This is a genomic window from Elizabethkingia miricola (assembly GCF_001675285.1).
GTDB classification, from domain to species: Bacteria; Bacteroidota; Bacteroidia; order Flavobacteriales; family Weeksellaceae; genus Elizabethkingia; species Elizabethkingia miricola.
This window is the reverse complement of record NZ_LSGQ01000033.1, coordinates 1-16,256: the sequence shown is the minus strand read 5'-3', so window position 1 is coordinate 16,256 and position 16,256 is coordinate 1. Positions and strand designations below refer to the sequence as shown.

At 36.5% G+C, this 16,256-nt stretch carries 16 protein-coding genes; 7 read left to right on the top strand and 9 right to left on the bottom strand.

Annotated elements, in window-relative coordinates; all coding sequences use genetic code 11:
• Window positions 1-4: 4 nt before the first annotated feature.
• Window positions 5-640 (top strand): DNA-3-methyladenine glycosylase family protein, encoded by a 636-nt coding sequence (locus ATE49_RS19215; RefSeq protein ID WP_065083425.1) that lies wholly within the window; start codon window positions 5-7, stop codon window positions 638-640.
• Window positions 641-746: 106 nt separating this feature from the next.
• On the opposite strand, the gene ATE49_RS19210 is transcribed toward ATE49_RS19215, so the two are convergent.
• The 5 genes from ATE49_RS19210 to ATE49_RS19190 all read right to left on the bottom strand — a co-directional run bounded on the left by ATE49_RS19210 (window position 747) and on the right by ATE49_RS19190 (window position 6,017).
• Window positions 747-1,223 carry a glycine-rich domain-containing protein gene (locus ATE49_RS19210; protein WP_234108047.1) on the bottom strand — a complete coding sequence of 159 codons (477 nt, stop codon included), beginning with the start codon at window positions 1,221-1,223 and terminating at the stop codon, window positions 747-749.
• Window positions 1,224-1,454: 231 nt separating this feature from the next.
• Entirely contained in the window at window positions 1,455-2,567 is a 1,113-nt protein-coding gene (gene dnaJ / locus ATE49_RS19205; RefSeq protein WP_034869667.1) for a molecular chaperone DnaJ, read from the bottom strand.
• 26 nt (window positions 2,568-2,593) lie between these two features.
• A complete protein-coding gene (locus tag ATE49_RS19200; RefSeq protein ID WP_059155037.1) occupies window positions 2,594-3,130 on the bottom strand; it encodes a nucleotide exchange factor GrpE in 537 nt (178 codons plus the stop codon).
• A 59-nt stretch (window positions 3,131-3,189) separates the two neighbouring features.
• On the bottom strand, window positions 3,190-4,587 hold the full coding sequence (locus ATE49_RS19195) for an Nramp family divalent metal transporter (protein ID WP_065083423.1): 1,398 nt from the start codon (window positions 4,585-4,587) through the stop codon (window positions 3,190-3,192).
• A 113-nt stretch (window positions 4,588-4,700) separates the two neighbouring features.
• Window positions 4,701-6,017 (bottom strand): OmpA family protein, encoded by a 1,317-nt coding sequence (locus tag ATE49_RS19190; protein ID WP_065083422.1) that lies wholly within the window; start codon window positions 6,015-6,017, stop codon window positions 4,701-4,703.
• 305 nt (window positions 6,018-6,322) lie between these two features.
• Here ATE49_RS19190 and ATE49_RS19185 point away from each other — a divergent pair, with 305 nt between their 5' ends.
• Entirely contained in the window at window positions 6,323-6,733 is a 411-nt protein-coding gene (locus ATE49_RS19185) for a DUF6705 family protein (protein WP_065083421.1), read from the top strand.
• Between the two features lie 116 nt (window positions 6,734-6,849).
• Here the strand turns inward: ATE49_RS19185 and proS are convergent, their stop codons facing one another.
• Window positions 6,850-8,325: a proline--tRNA ligase gene (proS, locus tag ATE49_RS19180; protein ID WP_065083420.1), complete on the bottom strand. Its 1,476-nt coding sequence runs from the start codon at window positions 8,323-8,325 to the stop codon at window positions 6,850-6,852.
• A 172-nt stretch (window positions 8,326-8,497) separates the two neighbouring features.
• Between proS and ATE49_RS19175 the strand changes: the two genes are divergently transcribed.
• Together ATE49_RS19175 and ATE49_RS19170 are read left to right on the top strand one after the other, a co-directional pair.
• Complete coding sequence (locus tag ATE49_RS19175; protein WP_233174444.1) at window positions 8,498-9,442, top strand: vitellogenin ii; 945 nt, start codon at window positions 8,498-8,500, stop codon at window positions 9,440-9,442.
• A gap of 63 nt (window positions 9,443-9,505) precedes the next feature.
• On the top strand, window positions 9,506-10,930 hold the full coding sequence (locus ATE49_RS19170; protein WP_065083418.1) for an OmpP1/FadL family transporter: 1,425 nt from the start codon (window positions 9,506-9,508) through the stop codon (window positions 10,928-10,930).
• A 65-nt stretch (window positions 10,931-10,995) separates the two neighbouring features.
• Here the strand turns inward: ATE49_RS19170 and ATE49_RS19165 are convergent, their stop codons facing one another.
• The 3 genes from ATE49_RS19165 to ATE49_RS19155 form a co-directional block, all read right to left on the bottom strand.
• Window positions 10,996-11,964 carry a hypothetical protein gene (locus ATE49_RS19165; protein ID WP_065083417.1) on the bottom strand — a complete coding sequence of 323 codons (969 nt, stop codon included), beginning with the start codon at window positions 11,962-11,964 and terminating at the stop codon, window positions 10,996-10,998.
• 132 nt (window positions 11,965-12,096) lie between these two features.
• A complete protein-coding gene (locus ATE49_RS19160) occupies window positions 12,097-12,789 on the bottom strand; it encodes a ZIP family metal transporter (RefSeq protein ID WP_065083416.1) in 693 nt (230 codons plus the stop codon).
• Window positions 12,790-13,512, bottom strand: a complete 723-nt coding sequence (locus ATE49_RS19155) for a class I SAM-dependent methyltransferase (RefSeq protein WP_065083415.1) — start codon at window positions 13,510-13,512, stop codon at window positions 12,790-12,792.
• 81 nt (window positions 13,513-13,593) lie between these two features.
• Here ATE49_RS19155 and ATE49_RS19150 point away from each other — a divergent pair, with 81 nt between their 5' ends.
• The 3 genes from ATE49_RS19150 (at window position 13,594) to ATE49_RS19140 (ending at window position 16,236) form a co-directional block, all read left to right on the top strand.
• Complete coding sequence (locus tag ATE49_RS19150) at window positions 13,594-13,974, top strand: Fur family transcriptional regulator (protein ID WP_034866388.1); 381 nt, start codon at window positions 13,594-13,596, stop codon at window positions 13,972-13,974.
• A 41-nt stretch (window positions 13,975-14,015) separates the two neighbouring features.
• Window positions 14,016-15,179, top strand: coding sequence for a THUMP domain-containing class I SAM-dependent RNA methyltransferase (locus tag ATE49_RS19145; protein WP_059155047.1), 1,164 nt, complete (start codon window positions 14,016-14,018; stop codon window positions 15,177-15,179).
• A gap of 64 nt (window positions 15,180-15,243) precedes the next feature.
• The gene (locus ATE49_RS19140) at window positions 15,244-16,236 is read left to right on the top strand and encodes a glycosyltransferase family 2 protein (protein WP_059155048.1); all 993 of its coding nucleotides are present in this window, start codon (window positions 15,244-15,246) and stop codon (window positions 16,234-16,236) included.
• The last annotated feature ends 20 nt before the right edge of the window (window positions 16,237-16,256 follow it).

Here is a 16,256-nt window from a genome sequence, read left to right as displayed (position 1 = left end):
TACAATGAATATATCTTCGACTTTTACTTCTGAAAACTTCCGGATAATATGTGACGAGCTGGCCAATAATGATAATCATTTGAAAGAGGTTGTGGATGCATATGGCTATCCGCCAATGTGGACAAGGGATAATAGTTTTGAAACTTTTGTTCATATCATTTTAGAACAGCAGGTTTCTTTAGCATCAGCATTGGCTGCTTTAAATAAACTGAAAGAAAAGCTTATAGATATTTCTCCTGAAAAGATTCTTACACTTACCGATGAGGAAATGAAAGCCTGCTTTGTAAGCCGGCAGAAATCCGCTTACATTAGAGGATTGGCCAAGGCACTTATAAATGATGAGGTGAGGCTGCATGAGCTTGAAAAAATAACAAATGAAGAAATACGGGATAGGCTTATTAAGCTCAAAGGTATCGGGAATTGGACAATAGATGTTTACCTCATGTTTGTATTGCAGCGCACAGACCTTTTTCCTATTGGTGATCTGGCAGCTGTAAATGCATTAAAACGTTTAAAGAAGCTTGAATCTTCTGTTACAAGAGAAGAAATAATAAGTATTAGTGAAAGCTGGAAGCCTTACCGTACTATAGCTACTATGATGCTTTGGCATTACTATTTGTCCAGTGCAAAAAATAAGTAATATGGGTTTATAATAGATTAGGCAAAATAAGCACTGGCGAAAATTACAAGAATAAAATCCTGTTATGTCAAGCTTTCATTTTGTTGTAAATGCAGAGTACAAATTTTTATCTCTGGATAGCTCTTATATATTCTTTTGTATACTTTTCCGGATATTCCTTGAACCATTTTGAAACAGTTTTTTCTCCACACAATACATAGACTGTATTCATTAGTAATTCCTTTTTTCGCATAGATTCATCTTTTTTAGCTTCTGCACAAATAATTTGGGAATTGATATATTCGGTTTTGCTCCTCTTTTGCAAGGGGGTATGATGGACAAAGCGGTTAAAAAAACGCTGACAAAATTCGGTATAAGCGGAAGTAAACACAATAAAGCTATTCCACATCTCCTCTATAATCAGCATATCGTCATTGATGTATATTCCGGGCTGTGTACAAATTGCAATATATTTTTTTGTCTCCTGAAAGAGTTCTTCAATTTCTTCAGCGGGGAGATTATATAAACATGAAAAATGAGACAGAACATCGTCATTACGGTAGTTAAGATAAGACGTATTTTTTAAGACTTGCGGAAACATCATAACAGATCGGTTTTAAAAATAGGAATAATATTATCTTTTTAAATGCAACTTAGTTGCGAATATAATATCTTTATTTATAAATGCAATAATGTCGCATTAATATTTAGATAAGTTTAACATTTTTAATGGACCACAAGTGGTGAAAATCATATGATGATCGAATGATTCAAGGATTATGCATAAAAAAGCCTGCTAAAAAGCAGGCTATTGTAAAGTTGACTTATGTATAACTTAATTAAATAAGTCTTTTACCTTTTCAAAGAAAGTTTTTTCCTTTCCTGTTGGTTTCGGAATCATTTCATCAGATTCCATTTGATTTTCGAAGAATTCTTTTTGCTCTTTAGAAAGTTTCTGAGGCGTCCATACATTGATATGTACAAACATGTCACCTTTTCCGTAGCTGTCGATGCTTGGTAATCCTTTGTTCGCTAAACGAAGTATCTTTCCGGATTGTGTTCCGGCATCGATTTTTACTTTTACTTTTCCACCCACTGTCGGAATTTCTTTAGAAGTTCCCAATGCTGCTTCAGCAAAAGAGATATAAAGTTCCTGGTGCAGGTTATCGCCTTCACGCTTTATAGTGTTGTCTTCTTCTTCTTCAATAACAACTAAAAGATCTCCTGGAGTTCCGCCAAAAGGGGCATCGTTACCTTTTCCGCGAACATTCAGCTGAATGCCATCTCTTGCTCCCGCTGGTATGTTGATACTGATTTCCTCATCATCTTTTATCAGACCATGTTCGTTAGCTCCTGAAGGAATTTTGTCTGCAACTTTCCCTAGTCCGTTACATGTTCCGCAGGTTGTCTGCGTTTGCATCTGTCCGAACATAGTGTTCATTATCTTCATCTGTACACCGCTTCCCTGACATGTTGGACAGGTTTTAGAAGTTACTCCGGGTGCCAATTTCATTTTCTTTACCTTGATGGTTTTGGTTGTACCATTTACCATTTCGTCAAGGTTTAATTTTATTCTTACTCTGAGGTTGCTTCCTTTTACCTGCTGACGTCCGCCGCCGCCGAAACCACCAAAGCCGCCAAAATGTCCACCGAATATATCTCCAAACTGACTGAAAATATCATCCATGTTCATTCCGCCGCCAAAGCCGCCACCAGCTGCTCCGCCAACACCAGCATGACCATACTGGTCATAACGGGCACGTTTATTATCATCGCTTAGAACTTCATAGGCTTCAGCAGCCTCTTTAAAGTTTTCTTCAGCTTCTTTATCACCAGGATTTTTATCCGGGTGAAACTTTATAGCCATTTTACGGTAAGCCTTCTTGATCTCATCAGCAGAAGCAGATTTGCTAATGCCTAATACCTCATAGTAATCTCTTTTTGTCATTTTCTTACTTCAGAATTATATTGGAATTATGCTCCTACTACTACTTTCGCGAAACGAATTACTTTATCGTGAAGCATATAACCAGTCTCTATAACATCTACGATTTTACCTTTTAAATCGTCTGAAGGAGCAGGGATTTGTGTAATAGCTTCATGCTTGTCTACATCAAAGCTGTCTCCTGCCTGTACCTCGATAGTAACAAGGCCTTTTTCAGTTAATTTACCTTTAAATTTCTGGTAAATAAGTTCTATACCTTTAAGATCTTCAGGATTGCCATTTTTAGAAATCTCCTTTATAGCTCTTTCAAAATCGTCTAAAACAGCAAGCATGGAAACCATAAGATCCTGATTAGCATATTTGAAAAAGTCCATCTTTTCTTTAGTGGTTCTCTTTTTATAGTTTTCGAACTCAGCATAAAGTCGGATGTAACGATCTTTTTCTTCTGCCAATTGGTCCTCAGCTGACGGAGTTGCTGACAAATTTTCAGTAGATGTAGTATCGTTGTTCTCTATATTTTCATTTGGCGTAGTCTCTTCTGCCTGTATTTCCTTATTTTCGTCCATTATTGATATATTTTAAAGTCATTTTCACAAAGATAACGCCAAAATATATTTTAGGACATTTAGGCAGACTTTTCCTTTTTAAGTGGATAGTAACATGTGTAAAACAGGAGCGTTATAAAAGCTACAATTCCGAGAATATGCAGCAGTTTTATACCAAAAGAAAGATTGCTGAAGCCTTCGAAAGTATAGGATACAAGCCAAAACAGATTAAGTCCGCATATTAATACTGCAATACCCCAGGATGTGATCCGTAATGGTAGACCGATTCTGAAGTTCTTCATAATCTTTTCGGAGCTTACACTGAAGATAAGAGGTATAATAGCAAAGCTCAGTTGTAAGCTTAATATTACCTGAGAGAATACCAATAGCGATTCCGATTTGTCATCTCCATAGAGTATGATAACCAAAATAGACGGAATGATAGCCAGTAATCTGGTAATTAACTGACGAATAAACGGGTTGATTTTAATATTCAGATAACCTTCCATAACAATTTGTCCTGCCAGTGTTCCTGTAACGGTAGAGGATTGCCCAGCTGCAATTAGTGCAATAGCAAATGCAACTGGTGCAAAATTGTTATTCAGAACCGGAGCCAACATTTTGTAGGCATCAGTAATGGAGTTGAGTTCCTGATTACCTGAATTATGAAATGTGCTGGCAGCCAAAATAAGAATTGCCGCATTTACAAAGAAAGCGAAGTTTAATGATATTGCAGAATCCCAAAAATTGTATTTCAGCGATTCCTTAATACTTTTTTCATCATCGTTTATTTTCCGGGACTGTACAAGCGAAGAGTGGAGATACAAGTTGTGAGGCATTACTGTGGCACCGATAATCCCAATGGATATATAAAGCTCTTCAGTACTTAACTTTTTAGGAACTAATCCACCAGTAATACTGGCAATATCCGGCTGTGAAAGAATAAGCTGGAAAACAAATGCACCGGCAATAATAAAGATTAATCCAAGGATAAAGCTTTCAATTTTTCTTACACCCAATTTTTGCAGATATAGTATTAATAAAGTGTCCACAAAAGTGATAAGTACCCCCCAGATCAGATCTATTCCGAACAAGAGTTTCAGACCTAATGCCATTCCGAGTACTTCTGCTAGGTCAGTCGCAATAATGGCTATTTCTGCCAGAATATAAAGAATGAAATTGAGTTTTCGGGGATATATTGTTTTATTAATCTGTGCTAAGTCTTTTCTCTTTACAATACCCAGTCTTGCTGAAAGACTTTGTAATACCAAGGCCATAAGATTAGAAAGCAAAAGCACAAATAATAGTTTGTAACCAAATCTGGAACCGGCTTCCAGGTCTGTTGCCCAGTTACCTGGATCCATATAGCCAATACTAACTAAAAGTGCGGGGCCAAAAAAACTAAGAATCCGTCTCCATCCGGTAAGTTTTTTGGTATCAATTGTTTCGTGTATTTCGTGAAGAGATTTATCCGTCATTAAAAATGAAAAGTTAGTTTAATCTAACAAAATTACTAAAATAATCTAAAAAGAAAGAATTGAACACAAAAAAACCGCTCATGGTGAGCGGTTAAGTATTGTAAATGAGATGCTTATTTTGCAAATCTTACAGCCATTTTTCTGTCAACAGCTCTTTCTTCGTTAGATGCAGTTGCAGCAACTGTAGCATGTTCGCTTCCATAACCTTTTGCTTCAAGGATTTGTCCGCCTACACCTAATTTTGTTAACTCAGCTTTGATGAAGTTAGCTCTGTCCTGAGATAATTTCAGGTTGCTGGCTTCGTTTCCTGTTTTATCTGTGTAACCACCGATTTTGATTTTAGCATCAGGAAAAGCTTTCAGAATAGTAGCTATGTTCTGGATTTGTCCTTCAGAACCAGCCTCAAGTTTATCTGCTTTACCAATTACAAAGTTAACATTGTCGAAGTTATACCATGTAGTTTTTAACGCTTCGTCATCAGTAGTAGCATATTTTCCGGAGTTAAGGAAGTTAACCATACTTTCTTCCATACCACCTTTAAATCCTTGTAAAGAGGCTCCTTTTACATCAATTGTAGTTGTCTCTTTAGTAGTAGTTGTAGTGCTTGTTTTTGCACTATCCTGAGGTGTAGTACCTGAAGAAGTACTTTCTGTAGTTGTAACTGTTGTTGTAGAGTTTTCTTTTGCTTTACACTGCTTCCACAGGAACCAGCCTATTAATCCTAAAAGGATCAATGGCAACAACCATTTCCATACAGAACCACCACCGCCGTTATTTCCTGCAGGAGGCGGAGTGTATGTATTTCCGGATCTGGTAACTTCAGGAGTCTCTTCATTTCCTGTAAATACATTTTTAATGTCTTCAATTTTTTCAGTAACAGCTTCTTTTACATCTTCAGCTTTTTCACCAAGTCCACTGAAAATTCCCCCCAAGCCTAATGCGCTTAGTGAAAGTCCGGCAGGTAATAAAGAAGAAATCCAGCTTTTTTGGCCGGAAAGAAGGTTGGTAAATCCGGATTCATCTAGGTTGTTATCTGCTGCGTATTTACCAATAGTACCTAAAGTAGCATCTGATGTCAGTCCTAAAAGTGATTGTGCAGATGATTCTTTAATACCGGCAAAACTGGATACAGAGGATAAGATTCCACCGATTTTATCGCCAAAGATAGAAGAGATAATACCAGATACTACAGAATTACCCCCTCCAGATCCCAAACTGGAAAGAATTCCGCCAGAAGCCAATCCTTTTAGCTGGTCCAATAATCCGGGAGTACTACCTGCTTTATCGGCAATACCACCAACTAGTACGGGTAGAAAAGCGCTGATAGCTTTAGATACTCCGGATTCACTTTCTCCAAGCTGAGTAGCTGTCTGAGATACTACGCCAGGTGAAAGATAATTTTTTACAAGATCAATAATGTTTACAGACATAATAGTTTAGTTTAAAAGTTAATATATCAAAAATAAGTAATTTTTTTTCAATTAAATTGCTGAAAATGAAACTTTAAGAATATTTTAATACAGGATTGTGAATGAAAAGCAGGTATTTTTTTTGCAAATATTTATTGCCAGCCTGCATTAAAACGTCATCTTGGTTTTATTGATAAAGGAATAAAATAATGCAATTAGAAATAGAAAAATTTTTGAATTTAATTAGTTTGAATATGATTGTAACAGAATATTTTTTGTTTTTGTACATTTATGAAAAAGGCGTCAGTCTGTAAAAGATAACTAGGATGAAAACACACTTAGCTGTTATAATTGTATTGTTAAGTAATATAACTGTATTTGCCCAAACCTTAGTATCCCCACAAATAAAAGCAGATTTTGAAGGAACATGGATTTATAAAAGGAAACATTACAGCAGTACTATAATTCTAAAATTTGAAAAGGGTAAAGATTATGCAAATTTTATAGATGTTGGAACAGGTGAGGCTCCGGAAGAGCATTTTCGGGCACAGATAAAGAATGGTAAGCTTATTATACCTCCGTATTATCATAGAAATGACTCTAAAATCGAAATGAAAGTAATAAAAGGTAAATTGTACTTCCGTCAGCAACTGGTATTATGGAACAAAAACAATAATCCGGTGGAAATAGAGAATGCTCCAGTAATTGTAAAAATTTTTAAGCGTGTTAAAAAGTGAAAGCTTTTCTTCCTGACAATCTATACATGAAAGAAATGGAATCCGGATTCTGATAGAAGCAGAAATAAGAAAGACACTTCCGAAGAAGTGTCTTAATATATAATATCTGAAAATTATTAATAAGCTTTTGCAAATAATACTCTTCTTTTAGATGGTTTACCAGTAACAAGAGAAACACCATCTTCCTCTTCCGCATCCAAAGGAATACATCTGATTGTAGCTTTAGTTTCGTCTTTAATCTGCTCTTCTTCTTCCGGAGTGCCGTCCCAGTGCGCAGAAATAAATCCGCCTTTTTCTTCTAATACCTTTTTGAACTCTTCATAAGTATCTACTTTGGTAATATGCTCGTCTCTGAAAGATTTTGCTTTGTTAAAAATATCCTGTTGAATTGTCTGAAGCAAATCTGTAATATACTGATCCAAACCTTCAATCGGAACAATTTCCTTGGTAAGGGTATCACGGCGTGCTACTTCTACAGTTTGATTTTCCAGATCTTTAGGCCCGATTGCTACTCTTACCGGCACACCTTTTAGTTCGTATTCAGCAAACTTCCAGCCTGGTTTGTATTCGTTTCTGTCATCATATTTTACATAGATTCCTTTTGCTTTTAATTTAGCAATGATATCATCTGCAACATCTCCGATTTCAGCAAGTTGTTCGTCTGTTCTGTGAATAGGAACAATCACAACCGGAATTGGAGCTAAGCTAGGAGGAAGTACCAATCCGTTGTCATCGGAGTGTGTCATAATCAACGCTCCCATTAGACGGGTAGAAGTTCCCCAGGAAGTAGCCCATGGGAAATCCTGCTTTCCTTCTTTATTAGTGAATTTTACATCAAATGCTTTTGAAAAGTTTTGTCCCAGAAAGTGAGATGTACCCGCTTGTAGTGCTTTTCCATCCTGCATCATTGCTTCGATACAGTAGGTTTCGTCAGCGCCGGCGAATCTTTCACTCTCAGTTTTATAACCCTGTACAACCGGAATAGCCATAAATCTTTCCGCGAAGTCAGCATACACTCCAAGCATTTTTTCTGTTTCTTCAACAGCTTCATCTTTTGTAGCATGTGCAGTATGCCCTTCTTGCCACAAGAATTCAGCAGTTCTCAGGAACAGACGTGTTCTCATCTCCCAACGAACAACATTTGCCCATTGGTTAATTAATATTGGTAAATCTCTGTAAGACTGAATCCAGTTTTTGTAAGTATTCCAGATAATTGCTTCAGAAGTTGGTCTTACAATAAGTTCTTCTTCAAGCTTAGCCTCAGGATCTACAATTAGTTTTCCCGGATTATTAGGATCGCTTTTTAATCTGTAGTGGGTAACCACTGCACACTCTTTGGCAAAGCCTTCTGCGTTTTTTTCTTCAGCCTCAAACAAGCTTTTGGGCACGAAAATGGGGAAGTAAGCATTCTGATGGCCTGTTTCTTTGAACATTCTGTCCATCTCATCTCTCATTTTTTCCCAGATTGCATAACCGTACGGTTTAATAACCATACATCCTCTGACACCAGAGTTTTCTGCTAAATCTGCTTTTACCACTAACTCGTTGTACCACTTGCTATAATCTTCAGCTCTTGAAGTTAATTTTGCCATATTGCGTATCTCAATTAATTTAACTTTTTTTAGAAAAAATTATCTAAATAATAAATTGTAATTTTATACCATTGATTTTGTATAATTTGGTATAATTTTAGCAATTCATTTTGCAAATATATTAATAAAATTAAGCTCTGTAATTATCATGAAAAATAAAACTATAATTGGTATGGGCAAACTGCTGAAAAGCAATGTGTTGCTGGGAGCGTCTGCATTGGGACTTTTAACCTCATGCGGTGCTTATATGAACGGATATTCTGAGACAGACGGGGCCTATTATGATCCGAGAAGAGATACTGTACCACAGTATGACACAAGAACAGCCGGTAATCAGGTAGGTGGCTACTATTCATATGGTGACGATGAGGATGAATCTTATGACACTAGTATTGTAAGACAAAGCCAGTACAATCAGAAAAAACAACAGACAAAATACCAGAACTGGGGTAATAAAAAAACAGATTCCGATTGGGGTGACTTTACCGGAACACAAACCTATTATACCGACAATAGCTTTTATGGCGGTTGGGGCTATCCTTATGGTTGGGGTGGATGGAGATCTCCATTCTACGGATCATACTATGGTGGAGGTCTAGGTTTTGGTTGGGGTGCATCTTATGGCTGGGGCTATCCGGGCTGGGGTTGGAACATCGGCTTTGGCTGGGGAGGAGGTTACTATCCAGGCTGGGGTATGGGAGGCTTCTATGATCCGTTCTGGGGCTATCCTTACTATGCATACAGACCTCATTATTGGGGAGGTTACTACCGCCCGTGGGCAGGTGGTGGCTATTATGCACCTAGATATAAAACCAGAGATTCTGATTATATAGACAGAAGCAGAAATGGTTTCCGTAATAATGGCGGTTATAATAATGGCAGTTTCCGTGGAAATAATGGTAACGGATACCAGGATCGTTCTAACAATGGTTTCAGAAACTCAGGATTTGGGGAAAGACCTACGAATCAAGGTTGGAATAACAGACCTTCTGACTCAGGCTTTAGAAGCAATAATGGCTTCAGTACTGGTGGCAGAGGCGGCGGTGGCTTTGGCGGCGGATCTGCAGGAAGTTCTGGTGGCGGCGGTGGCGGCTTCAGAACTGGAGGAAGAAGATAATTTCAAAGTCTTTCTAAATATTAAGGATATAGTATAATATTAAATTAGTTAAAGAAAATAAAGATGCATAAAAAAATAGTTTTGTTAATGAGCCTTCCAGCAGCATTGTTTCTGCATGCTCAGGATGTTTCAGAAATTCGCAATACGGCTACTGTTTATGGTAACAATATGACACAAGGGTCTGCTAAATATATGGGTATGGCCGGAGCTATGGGAGCAATAGGCGGAGATATTTCTGCGGCTAATGTTAACCCTGCAGGTGTCGGAGTTTATATTACAGGCGATTTTCAGGGGACATTAGGTATCAATTCCTATAAAAATACATCAACATTAAATAATTCAAGTCTTTCTTATAAGAAAAATAATACAAATCTTAATCAGTTAGGTGGAGTAGTATCATTTCCTCTTTATGGAAGCAACTGGAAGTTTGTAAATATTGGAATGAGTTATATAAATCAGAATTTGGATGATTATATTGAAACTCCAGGAAACAATAAGATTGCTGAGAATATTACATGGACAAATCAGCAGGGGCAGCAGATTAATGACAGATCCATGTATGATGGTCATGGATATAACAGGACAGGTCATTTAACAAAAACCAATCTTACGGTAGGTGGTAACTATAATAACAAAATCTATGTAGGTATGGGGCTTAATTTCCATACTGCGGATCTTGATCAGGGAGACTCTTACAGAGTTCAATATGCTTCAGATGGTAAGACCACTATTTATAACAAACAATACACTCCATATACAGAATCTTCCAGTGGTTTCTCTATTTCTGCGGGTATTATTGGTAAGGTTACTGAGGAATTCCGTTTAGGAGCATCTTTAGAATCACCAACATGGTGGAATATGGATAGGGCTTATACAGAATATTCTGCTTCTCAAGATAAAGGACCTATTACATCAGTTGATATCTATAATGAGCGTAGAGATTTCCGTTCTCCTGCAAAAGCTACTTTCAGTGCGGCAATAATTCCATCTAAGGATTTTGCATTTAATGTAGACTATACAATAGGAATATCTAAGCCTAAATACACAACGTCTAATACTGTAAATAATAATTTGAATAATTTCTTTAACGATTATTATAAGAATTTGTCTGAATTTAAAGTGGGAGCGGAGTATAGATTTGAAGGTTTGCGTTTGAGAGCAGGTTATGCTTTTGCTAATAATCCTTTTGATGACAGAACAGTAAAGACATTTAGTAATGATGGAAACCAAGCTGATACCAACTATAATAACTTATATGTAGGTAAGAGAAATACTTTAGGTTTGGGTATTGGGTATGATTTCCGTTCGTTTTATATTGATGCAGCATATCAGAATGTAAAGTACGATTATAATAACGAATTTTTTGGAGGGACTTATGCGACTAATACAAGCGTAGCAAGTGAAGGCGTTAATAATTCAAGATCAATAGTTTCTTCTGTTAAGAACCAACAAAACAATATCTTTATCACATTAGGATACAGATTTTAAGAAGATCTTTACTATAAAAAAAATCCTGCAAAATATTTTGCAGGATTTTTTTTATAAAATGAGTCCTATCGGATATCGTATTTCAGTTTGATTTTTTTGGAATTGTTAGCTGTTGAATAGAATGTCCATAACGGATAGTATTCTTTGCTTTCCGCACTTGCTATATATTTGTCTACAACATTTTCCTTACCTTTTGTTATCTCCTTGGTAGCGAGATTCACACAATAGAAATTGGCTTTATCTATTAGTGATTTTTGATCAGCGTTTAAAGGTTGTTTATTTAATAATGCATTGACAACGGAATTGATAGCTGTTTTTTCAGCTTCACTCTCAACAATTAATAATAAATGTTTACCAAAAGAAACCATGGAAAGATGAAGTGCATCGGAATAAGAGTCACTTGTAGGAACAGCAATGTCGAAAGCTTCAAGCTTTAGTTCATATATTGCACCTTTGGTTTTATGGTCCTGTTCATAATACTTCTTTCCTAGTATAAGTTTGTCTACATCGGGAAACTTGTCTACGGTTAACATATACAGCTGTCGGTATGACTGAAATTCTGTACTTGAAGAAAAGAAAGCCGAATTTGAGGAATTCATCCCGGAATATTTAGCAATGAGATTATTATATAATTTCAGATAACTATTCTTGATATCTGCGATATCCTTTATTAGAAACTGGTCATTATACCTAAAGCTGGTGTCGAGATTAAGAGGGTTTTCCGCCTTTGTATCGGTGCCTGATATTTTTCCGTTTTTGTTTTGTACAAGCTGTCCTATATATAAACTCTCTTGTAAAAATGACTGATGAACTCTGTCTGTCGACACTGTAATTGTATGGGTTTTTGAATCGCTCCAAACACTGTCTTTTACTAATTCAAAAGAACTCGGTATCAGAATTTTTTTATCTTCTGGTTTTGCTGTCGGATCTGGTTTGACTTCAGGATTAGTGACAGTAGTTACTTCACGGTCGGAAGAGCAGTTTGCTAGCGAAATGCTAAGTAAAAATAAGGCAGTAAATTTTAATAATTTCATGTATTATTGGTTTGTTTCCGTATCAATAAAAAATGCTTTAATCCGTAATGAATTAAAGCATTCTGGTTATCATCAAAGATAGATATTTTATCTGGCCCTTGGTTACGGGAAACCGTAATAAAGACTGTAAATTTAGTGGTGATGGAAAAGATGCCCTACGTAAGCAATACCTATTCCCAAGAGCACTAATGCAATTTTTTCCAAATCCAGTTTGTGGTTTTTATTGCCTTCAAAAATAATAACAGATGAGATATGAAGGAAAATACCACTCACGATTGCCAAAATATAGATTTGATAATCCGGATTAAAATATTGCCCCAGAAGCATTCCGAGCGGTGATGCTAATGCAAATAATCCGATTACTGTCCATGCAATTTTTTTATTATAGCTGCCATTAAGCAGGAAGGCTCCCATAACAAAAGATATAGGAATATTATGTACCAATATTCCCTGTAAATATGGTGTTACAGTATTCGGCATTTTGCTTAAAGGTATACCTTCTATAAAAGCATGGATAAACATTCCGGCAATCAGTGCCATCGGGAAGATTTGTTTTTCCTCTTCATGGTGATGGAAATGGCCATGTTCAAAGCCTTTGGTAAGGCTTTCTAATATCAGCTGCAGGATAACACCTCCCAGAATCCACATCCCTATATTGTGTGAAGGAGTCTGAAATACAACCGGAAATACTTCCATAACCGTCATGCTTAGCAAAAAGCCGGCACTGAGTATGAGCAATCTTTTGGCAAACTTCTGCTGTCTGCCAAAGTAAAATCCTAAGGTAATACCTGAAAGGACGCTGAGTATAAGAAGTAAATAAACCATCTATTTTTTCTGAAATAATATAATGCAACGCGGAGAGTTATCTGACAACGAGCCTAGCTGATAATCGCCCCATCTGGTGACATAAGAAAGCTGATGTTTCTCTGCCAGTGATTTTAATTTTTCAAAAGAGTGAAGCTTTACTTTCTCTTCATAATGGAAATCCTGGCCATTGTCGCTAAAGCGGATATCTTTTATAACTCTTTTGTTATCAATTTTTTTGTGAATACTGAAAGAAATGTCGTCTTTAACAATTAACGATTCAGGTACTAAAGTATGTTCTACATAATCTGCATTCAGAAAATCCAAAACAAATAATCCTCCAGGTTTTAATGCCTGTGCTACAGATTCAAAAACCTTTCCATCATCATCGTCCTGATCAAAATACCCAAAACTTGTAAAGAGATTCATCACAGCATCTACTTTCTCGCCCTGAATAGGATTTCTCATATCGTGTACACGGAAGCTTAGTGTTTCGTTTTCGAATTGTTTATCGAAACTGATACTGGCTTCAGATAAATCCAGTCCTAATACTGTATAACCTTTTTGATTAAGGTATACAGAATGTCTCCCGTGGCCGCACGCCAGGTCTATGATCGTAGAATGTTGTGGTAACCTGATTTCAGCCAGTAGCTTATCAATGAAATTTTCGGCTTCAACAAAGTCCCTGTCTTTATATAAAATATGATAATACGGGGTGTTGAACCAACTTTCGAACCAATCCATTCTGTTTTAATTTTTAATAGTATGCAAATTTATTAAAAAAAATCGCTAATATTGCAACATTGTCGCATTAATTTTTTATTCATGGGAAAAAGAAATACAAAATCGAAGCAGCTGGTTTTGGATATTCTGGAATCAGAACCTTGCGCATTGTGTCATGAAGAGTTTCAGAATCGCCTGCAGGAAACTGTAGATAGGGCTACTATTTACAGAATTCTAAATAGCTTTTGTGAGGACGGAATTGTACACCGAATTATAAGTGATGAAGGAAAACAATATTTTGCATTGTGTAAACCCTGTGATGGAAAAGATCACAATCATTTTCATTTTCGCTGTTTGAAATGTAAAAAGGTAAAATGCATGACAGAAGAGATTAATGTAAATCTTCCGGGAGATTATCATATCGCCGGAGTTAATGCATTTGTATCTGGTTATTGTCCGAATTGTAAGGAAAAAGAAAAATAGCCGGTTTAAAATGTCTATTTTTGCAAAATACTTACAATATTATGCAAACAGGGGATCTGGAAATACAGGTGAAAACATTTTTTGGACTGGAAAATGTTTTGGCAGAGGAAATTAAAAAATTAGGTGGAAAAAATGTAGAGGTTAAAAACCGTGCAGTGAACTGTATGGGAGATTTAGGATTTCTATATAAGATTAATTATTCCTTGCGTACAGCACTCAAAATTTTGGTCCCGGTACTTACATTTAAAGCATTTAACGAAAGTAAATATTACGATAAATTATTTAAGTTTCCATGGGATGAGTATATGGATGCAGACCAGACTTTTGCTATAGATGCAACTGTATATTCTGAACGCTACAGCCATTCTCAGTTTATGACACTGAAGATGAAAGATGCTATTGTTGATTATTTTGTGGCAAAGCACAGAAAGCGTCCGTCTATTGATACAAAAAATCCGGATATCAAATTCCACCTTCATATCGATCGAGAACTGGTTACTATTTCTATGGATAGTAGTGGAGCACCATTATTTAAGCGTGGTTACAGAAAAGAGCAGACTGCGGCTCCTATCAATGAAGTATTGGCAGCAGGAATGCTTCAGCTGGCAGGTTGGGATGGAAAAGGAAATTTCCTGGATCCGATGTGCGGGTCGGGAACTCTTCTTATAGAGGCCGGAATGGTGGCAATGGACTTACCTGCGCAAATCTTCAGAAAAGAATTCGGTTTTATGAACTGGAAGAACTACGATGCAGAATTATTCGAAAAGATAAAAGAATTCAGAATTAACAGGGTGAAAGCGTTTGAAGGGAAAATTGTTGGTTATGATATAAATGAAGATGCATTGGATGTTGCTTGGAAGAATATCAAAGCGGCAGAAATGGATGATATTATTACCGTGAAAAAGAAAAATTTCTTTGATTCAGAAAAGGATATGTTCCCATTGTTAATGGTGTTTAATCCTCCTTATGACGAGCGTCTGAGTATTTCTGATGAAGAATTTTATAAAAAAATAGGAGATACATTCAAAACCCATTATCCTAATACTTTAGCATGGATGATTTCAGCAGACTTAGAGGCTGTGAAAAAAATAGGTCTTCGCCCGTCCCGAAAAATAAAATTATTTAACGGAAAACTGGAATGTCGTTTCCTTCAATATGAAATGTATGAAGGAACAAAAAAGGTACATAAAATAGCAGAAGCGTAAGTAATTTTTGCCATTAGGCTTAAGAACTAGCCATTGATAACGGAATCTGTAAACTAAATAAAACATGAAAATATCCATTGTTGTTGCAATATTTAACCGAAAAGATGAGCTTTTTGAGCTTCTTAACAGTTTGTCCCACCAGACATATAAAGATTTTGAAGTAATTATTGTAGATGATGGATCCAAAATAGAATTACAGCCTACGGTTGATATGTTTAAGGAAATGCTTACTATTAGGTATTTCAAAAAAGAAAATACAGGTCCCGGACTTTCCCGTAATTATGGTGCACATCGTGCAGAAGGCGAGTGGTTGGTGTTCTTAGACTCTGATGTTATTGTAGAAACTGATTATATAGAACAGGTTTGCAAAAATATAGACGAAATTCCTACCGATGCTTTTGGTGGAGCAGATAAAGCGCATAAAGGCTTCAATCTGTTGCAAAAGGCAATTTCTTATTCCATGACTTCTGTATTTACTACAGGTGGGATCAGAGGGAATAAAAAAGCGGTAAGCAAGTTTCAACCCCGTAGTTTCAATATGGGAGTCAAGAAAGCTGTATTTCTGGAAGTAGGTGGGTTTTCTGAGATGAGAATCGGAGAAGATCCGGATTTGTCTATGACCTTATGGGAAAAAGGATATCAGACCGCTTTCTTTGATCATATAGGAGTTTACCATAAACGCCGTACTGATTTGGGGAAATTTTCAAAACAGGTTTATCAGTTTGGAGTAGCACGTCCTATTCTTAATCAAAGACATCCGGCTTATACGAAGCTCACCTTTTGGTTTCCAAGCGTTTTCTTAGTTGGTTATTGTATGGGAATTATTCATTATTTCTTTGAGCATAACGGAATTATTCTGAGCCTGTACGGACTTTATACATTTTTAGTTTTTGCCCACGCTACCCTGATTACACGCAATATTTCTATTGGCGCGCTTGCAGTAGTTACAACCTATGTGCAAATGTTCTCTTATGGCTATGGATTTCTTGAGTCCTGGATAAAGCTGAATGTTTTCAGAAAAGAACCCAGAGATGCTTTCCCGAAGCATTTTCATTAATATTTATACATATAAAAACA

What these genes read in the sequence shown, in the direction of transcription:
- ATE49_RS19215 (WP_065083425.1), top strand. Translation starts at nt 5, where the DNA reads ATGAATATATCTTCGACTTTTACTTCTGAAAACTTCCGGATAATATGT.
- ATE49_RS19210 (WP_234108047.1), bottom strand. Translation starts at nt 1,223, where the DNA reads ATGATGTTTCCGCAAGTCTTAAAAAATACGTCTTATCTTAACTACCGT.
- dnaJ (WP_034869667.1), bottom strand. Translation starts at nt 2,567, where the DNA reads ATGACAAAAAGAGATTACTATGAGGTATTAGGCATTAGCAAATCTGCT.
- ATE49_RS19200 (WP_059155037.1), bottom strand. Translation starts at nt 3,130, where the DNA reads ATGGACGAAAATAAGGAAATACAGGCAGAAGAGACTACGCCAAATGAA.
- ATE49_RS19195 (WP_065083423.1), bottom strand. Translation starts at nt 4,587, where the DNA reads ATGACGGATAAATCTCTTCACGAAATACACGAAACAATTGATACCAAA.
- ATE49_RS19190 (WP_065083422.1), bottom strand. Translation starts at nt 6,017, where the DNA reads ATGTCTGTAAACATTATTGATCTTGTAAAAAATTATCTTTCACCTGGC.
- ATE49_RS19185 (WP_065083421.1), top strand. Translation starts at nt 6,323, where the DNA reads ATGAAAACACACTTAGCTGTTATAATTGTATTGTTAAGTAATATAACT.
- proS (WP_065083420.1), bottom strand. Translation starts at nt 8,325, where the DNA reads ATGGCAAAATTAACTTCAAGAGCTGAAGATTATAGCAAGTGGTACAAC.
- ATE49_RS19175 (WP_233174444.1), top strand. Translation starts at nt 8,498, where the DNA reads ATGGGCAAACTGCTGAAAAGCAATGTGTTGCTGGGAGCGTCTGCATTG.
- ATE49_RS19170 (WP_065083418.1), top strand. Translation starts at nt 9,506, where the DNA reads ATGCATAAAAAAATAGTTTTGTTAATGAGCCTTCCAGCAGCATTGTTT.
- ATE49_RS19165 (WP_065083417.1), bottom strand. Translation starts at nt 11,964, where the DNA reads ATGAAATTATTAAAATTTACTGCCTTATTTTTACTTAGCATTTCGCTA.
- ATE49_RS19160 (WP_065083416.1), bottom strand. Translation starts at nt 12,789, where the DNA reads ATGGTTTATTTACTTCTTATACTCAGCGTCCTTTCAGGTATTACCTTA.
- ATE49_RS19155 (WP_065083415.1), bottom strand. Translation starts at nt 13,512, where the DNA reads ATGGATTGGTTCGAAAGTTGGTTCAACACCCCGTATTATCATATTTTA.
- ATE49_RS19150 (WP_034866388.1), top strand. Translation starts at nt 13,594, where the DNA reads ATGGGAAAAAGAAATACAAAATCGAAGCAGCTGGTTTTGGATATTCTG.
- ATE49_RS19145 (WP_059155047.1), top strand. Translation starts at nt 14,016, where the DNA reads ATGCAAACAGGGGATCTGGAAATACAGGTGAAAACATTTTTTGGACTG.
- ATE49_RS19140 (WP_059155048.1), top strand. Translation starts at nt 15,244, where the DNA reads ATGAAAATATCCATTGTTGTTGCAATATTTAACCGAAAAGATGAGCTT.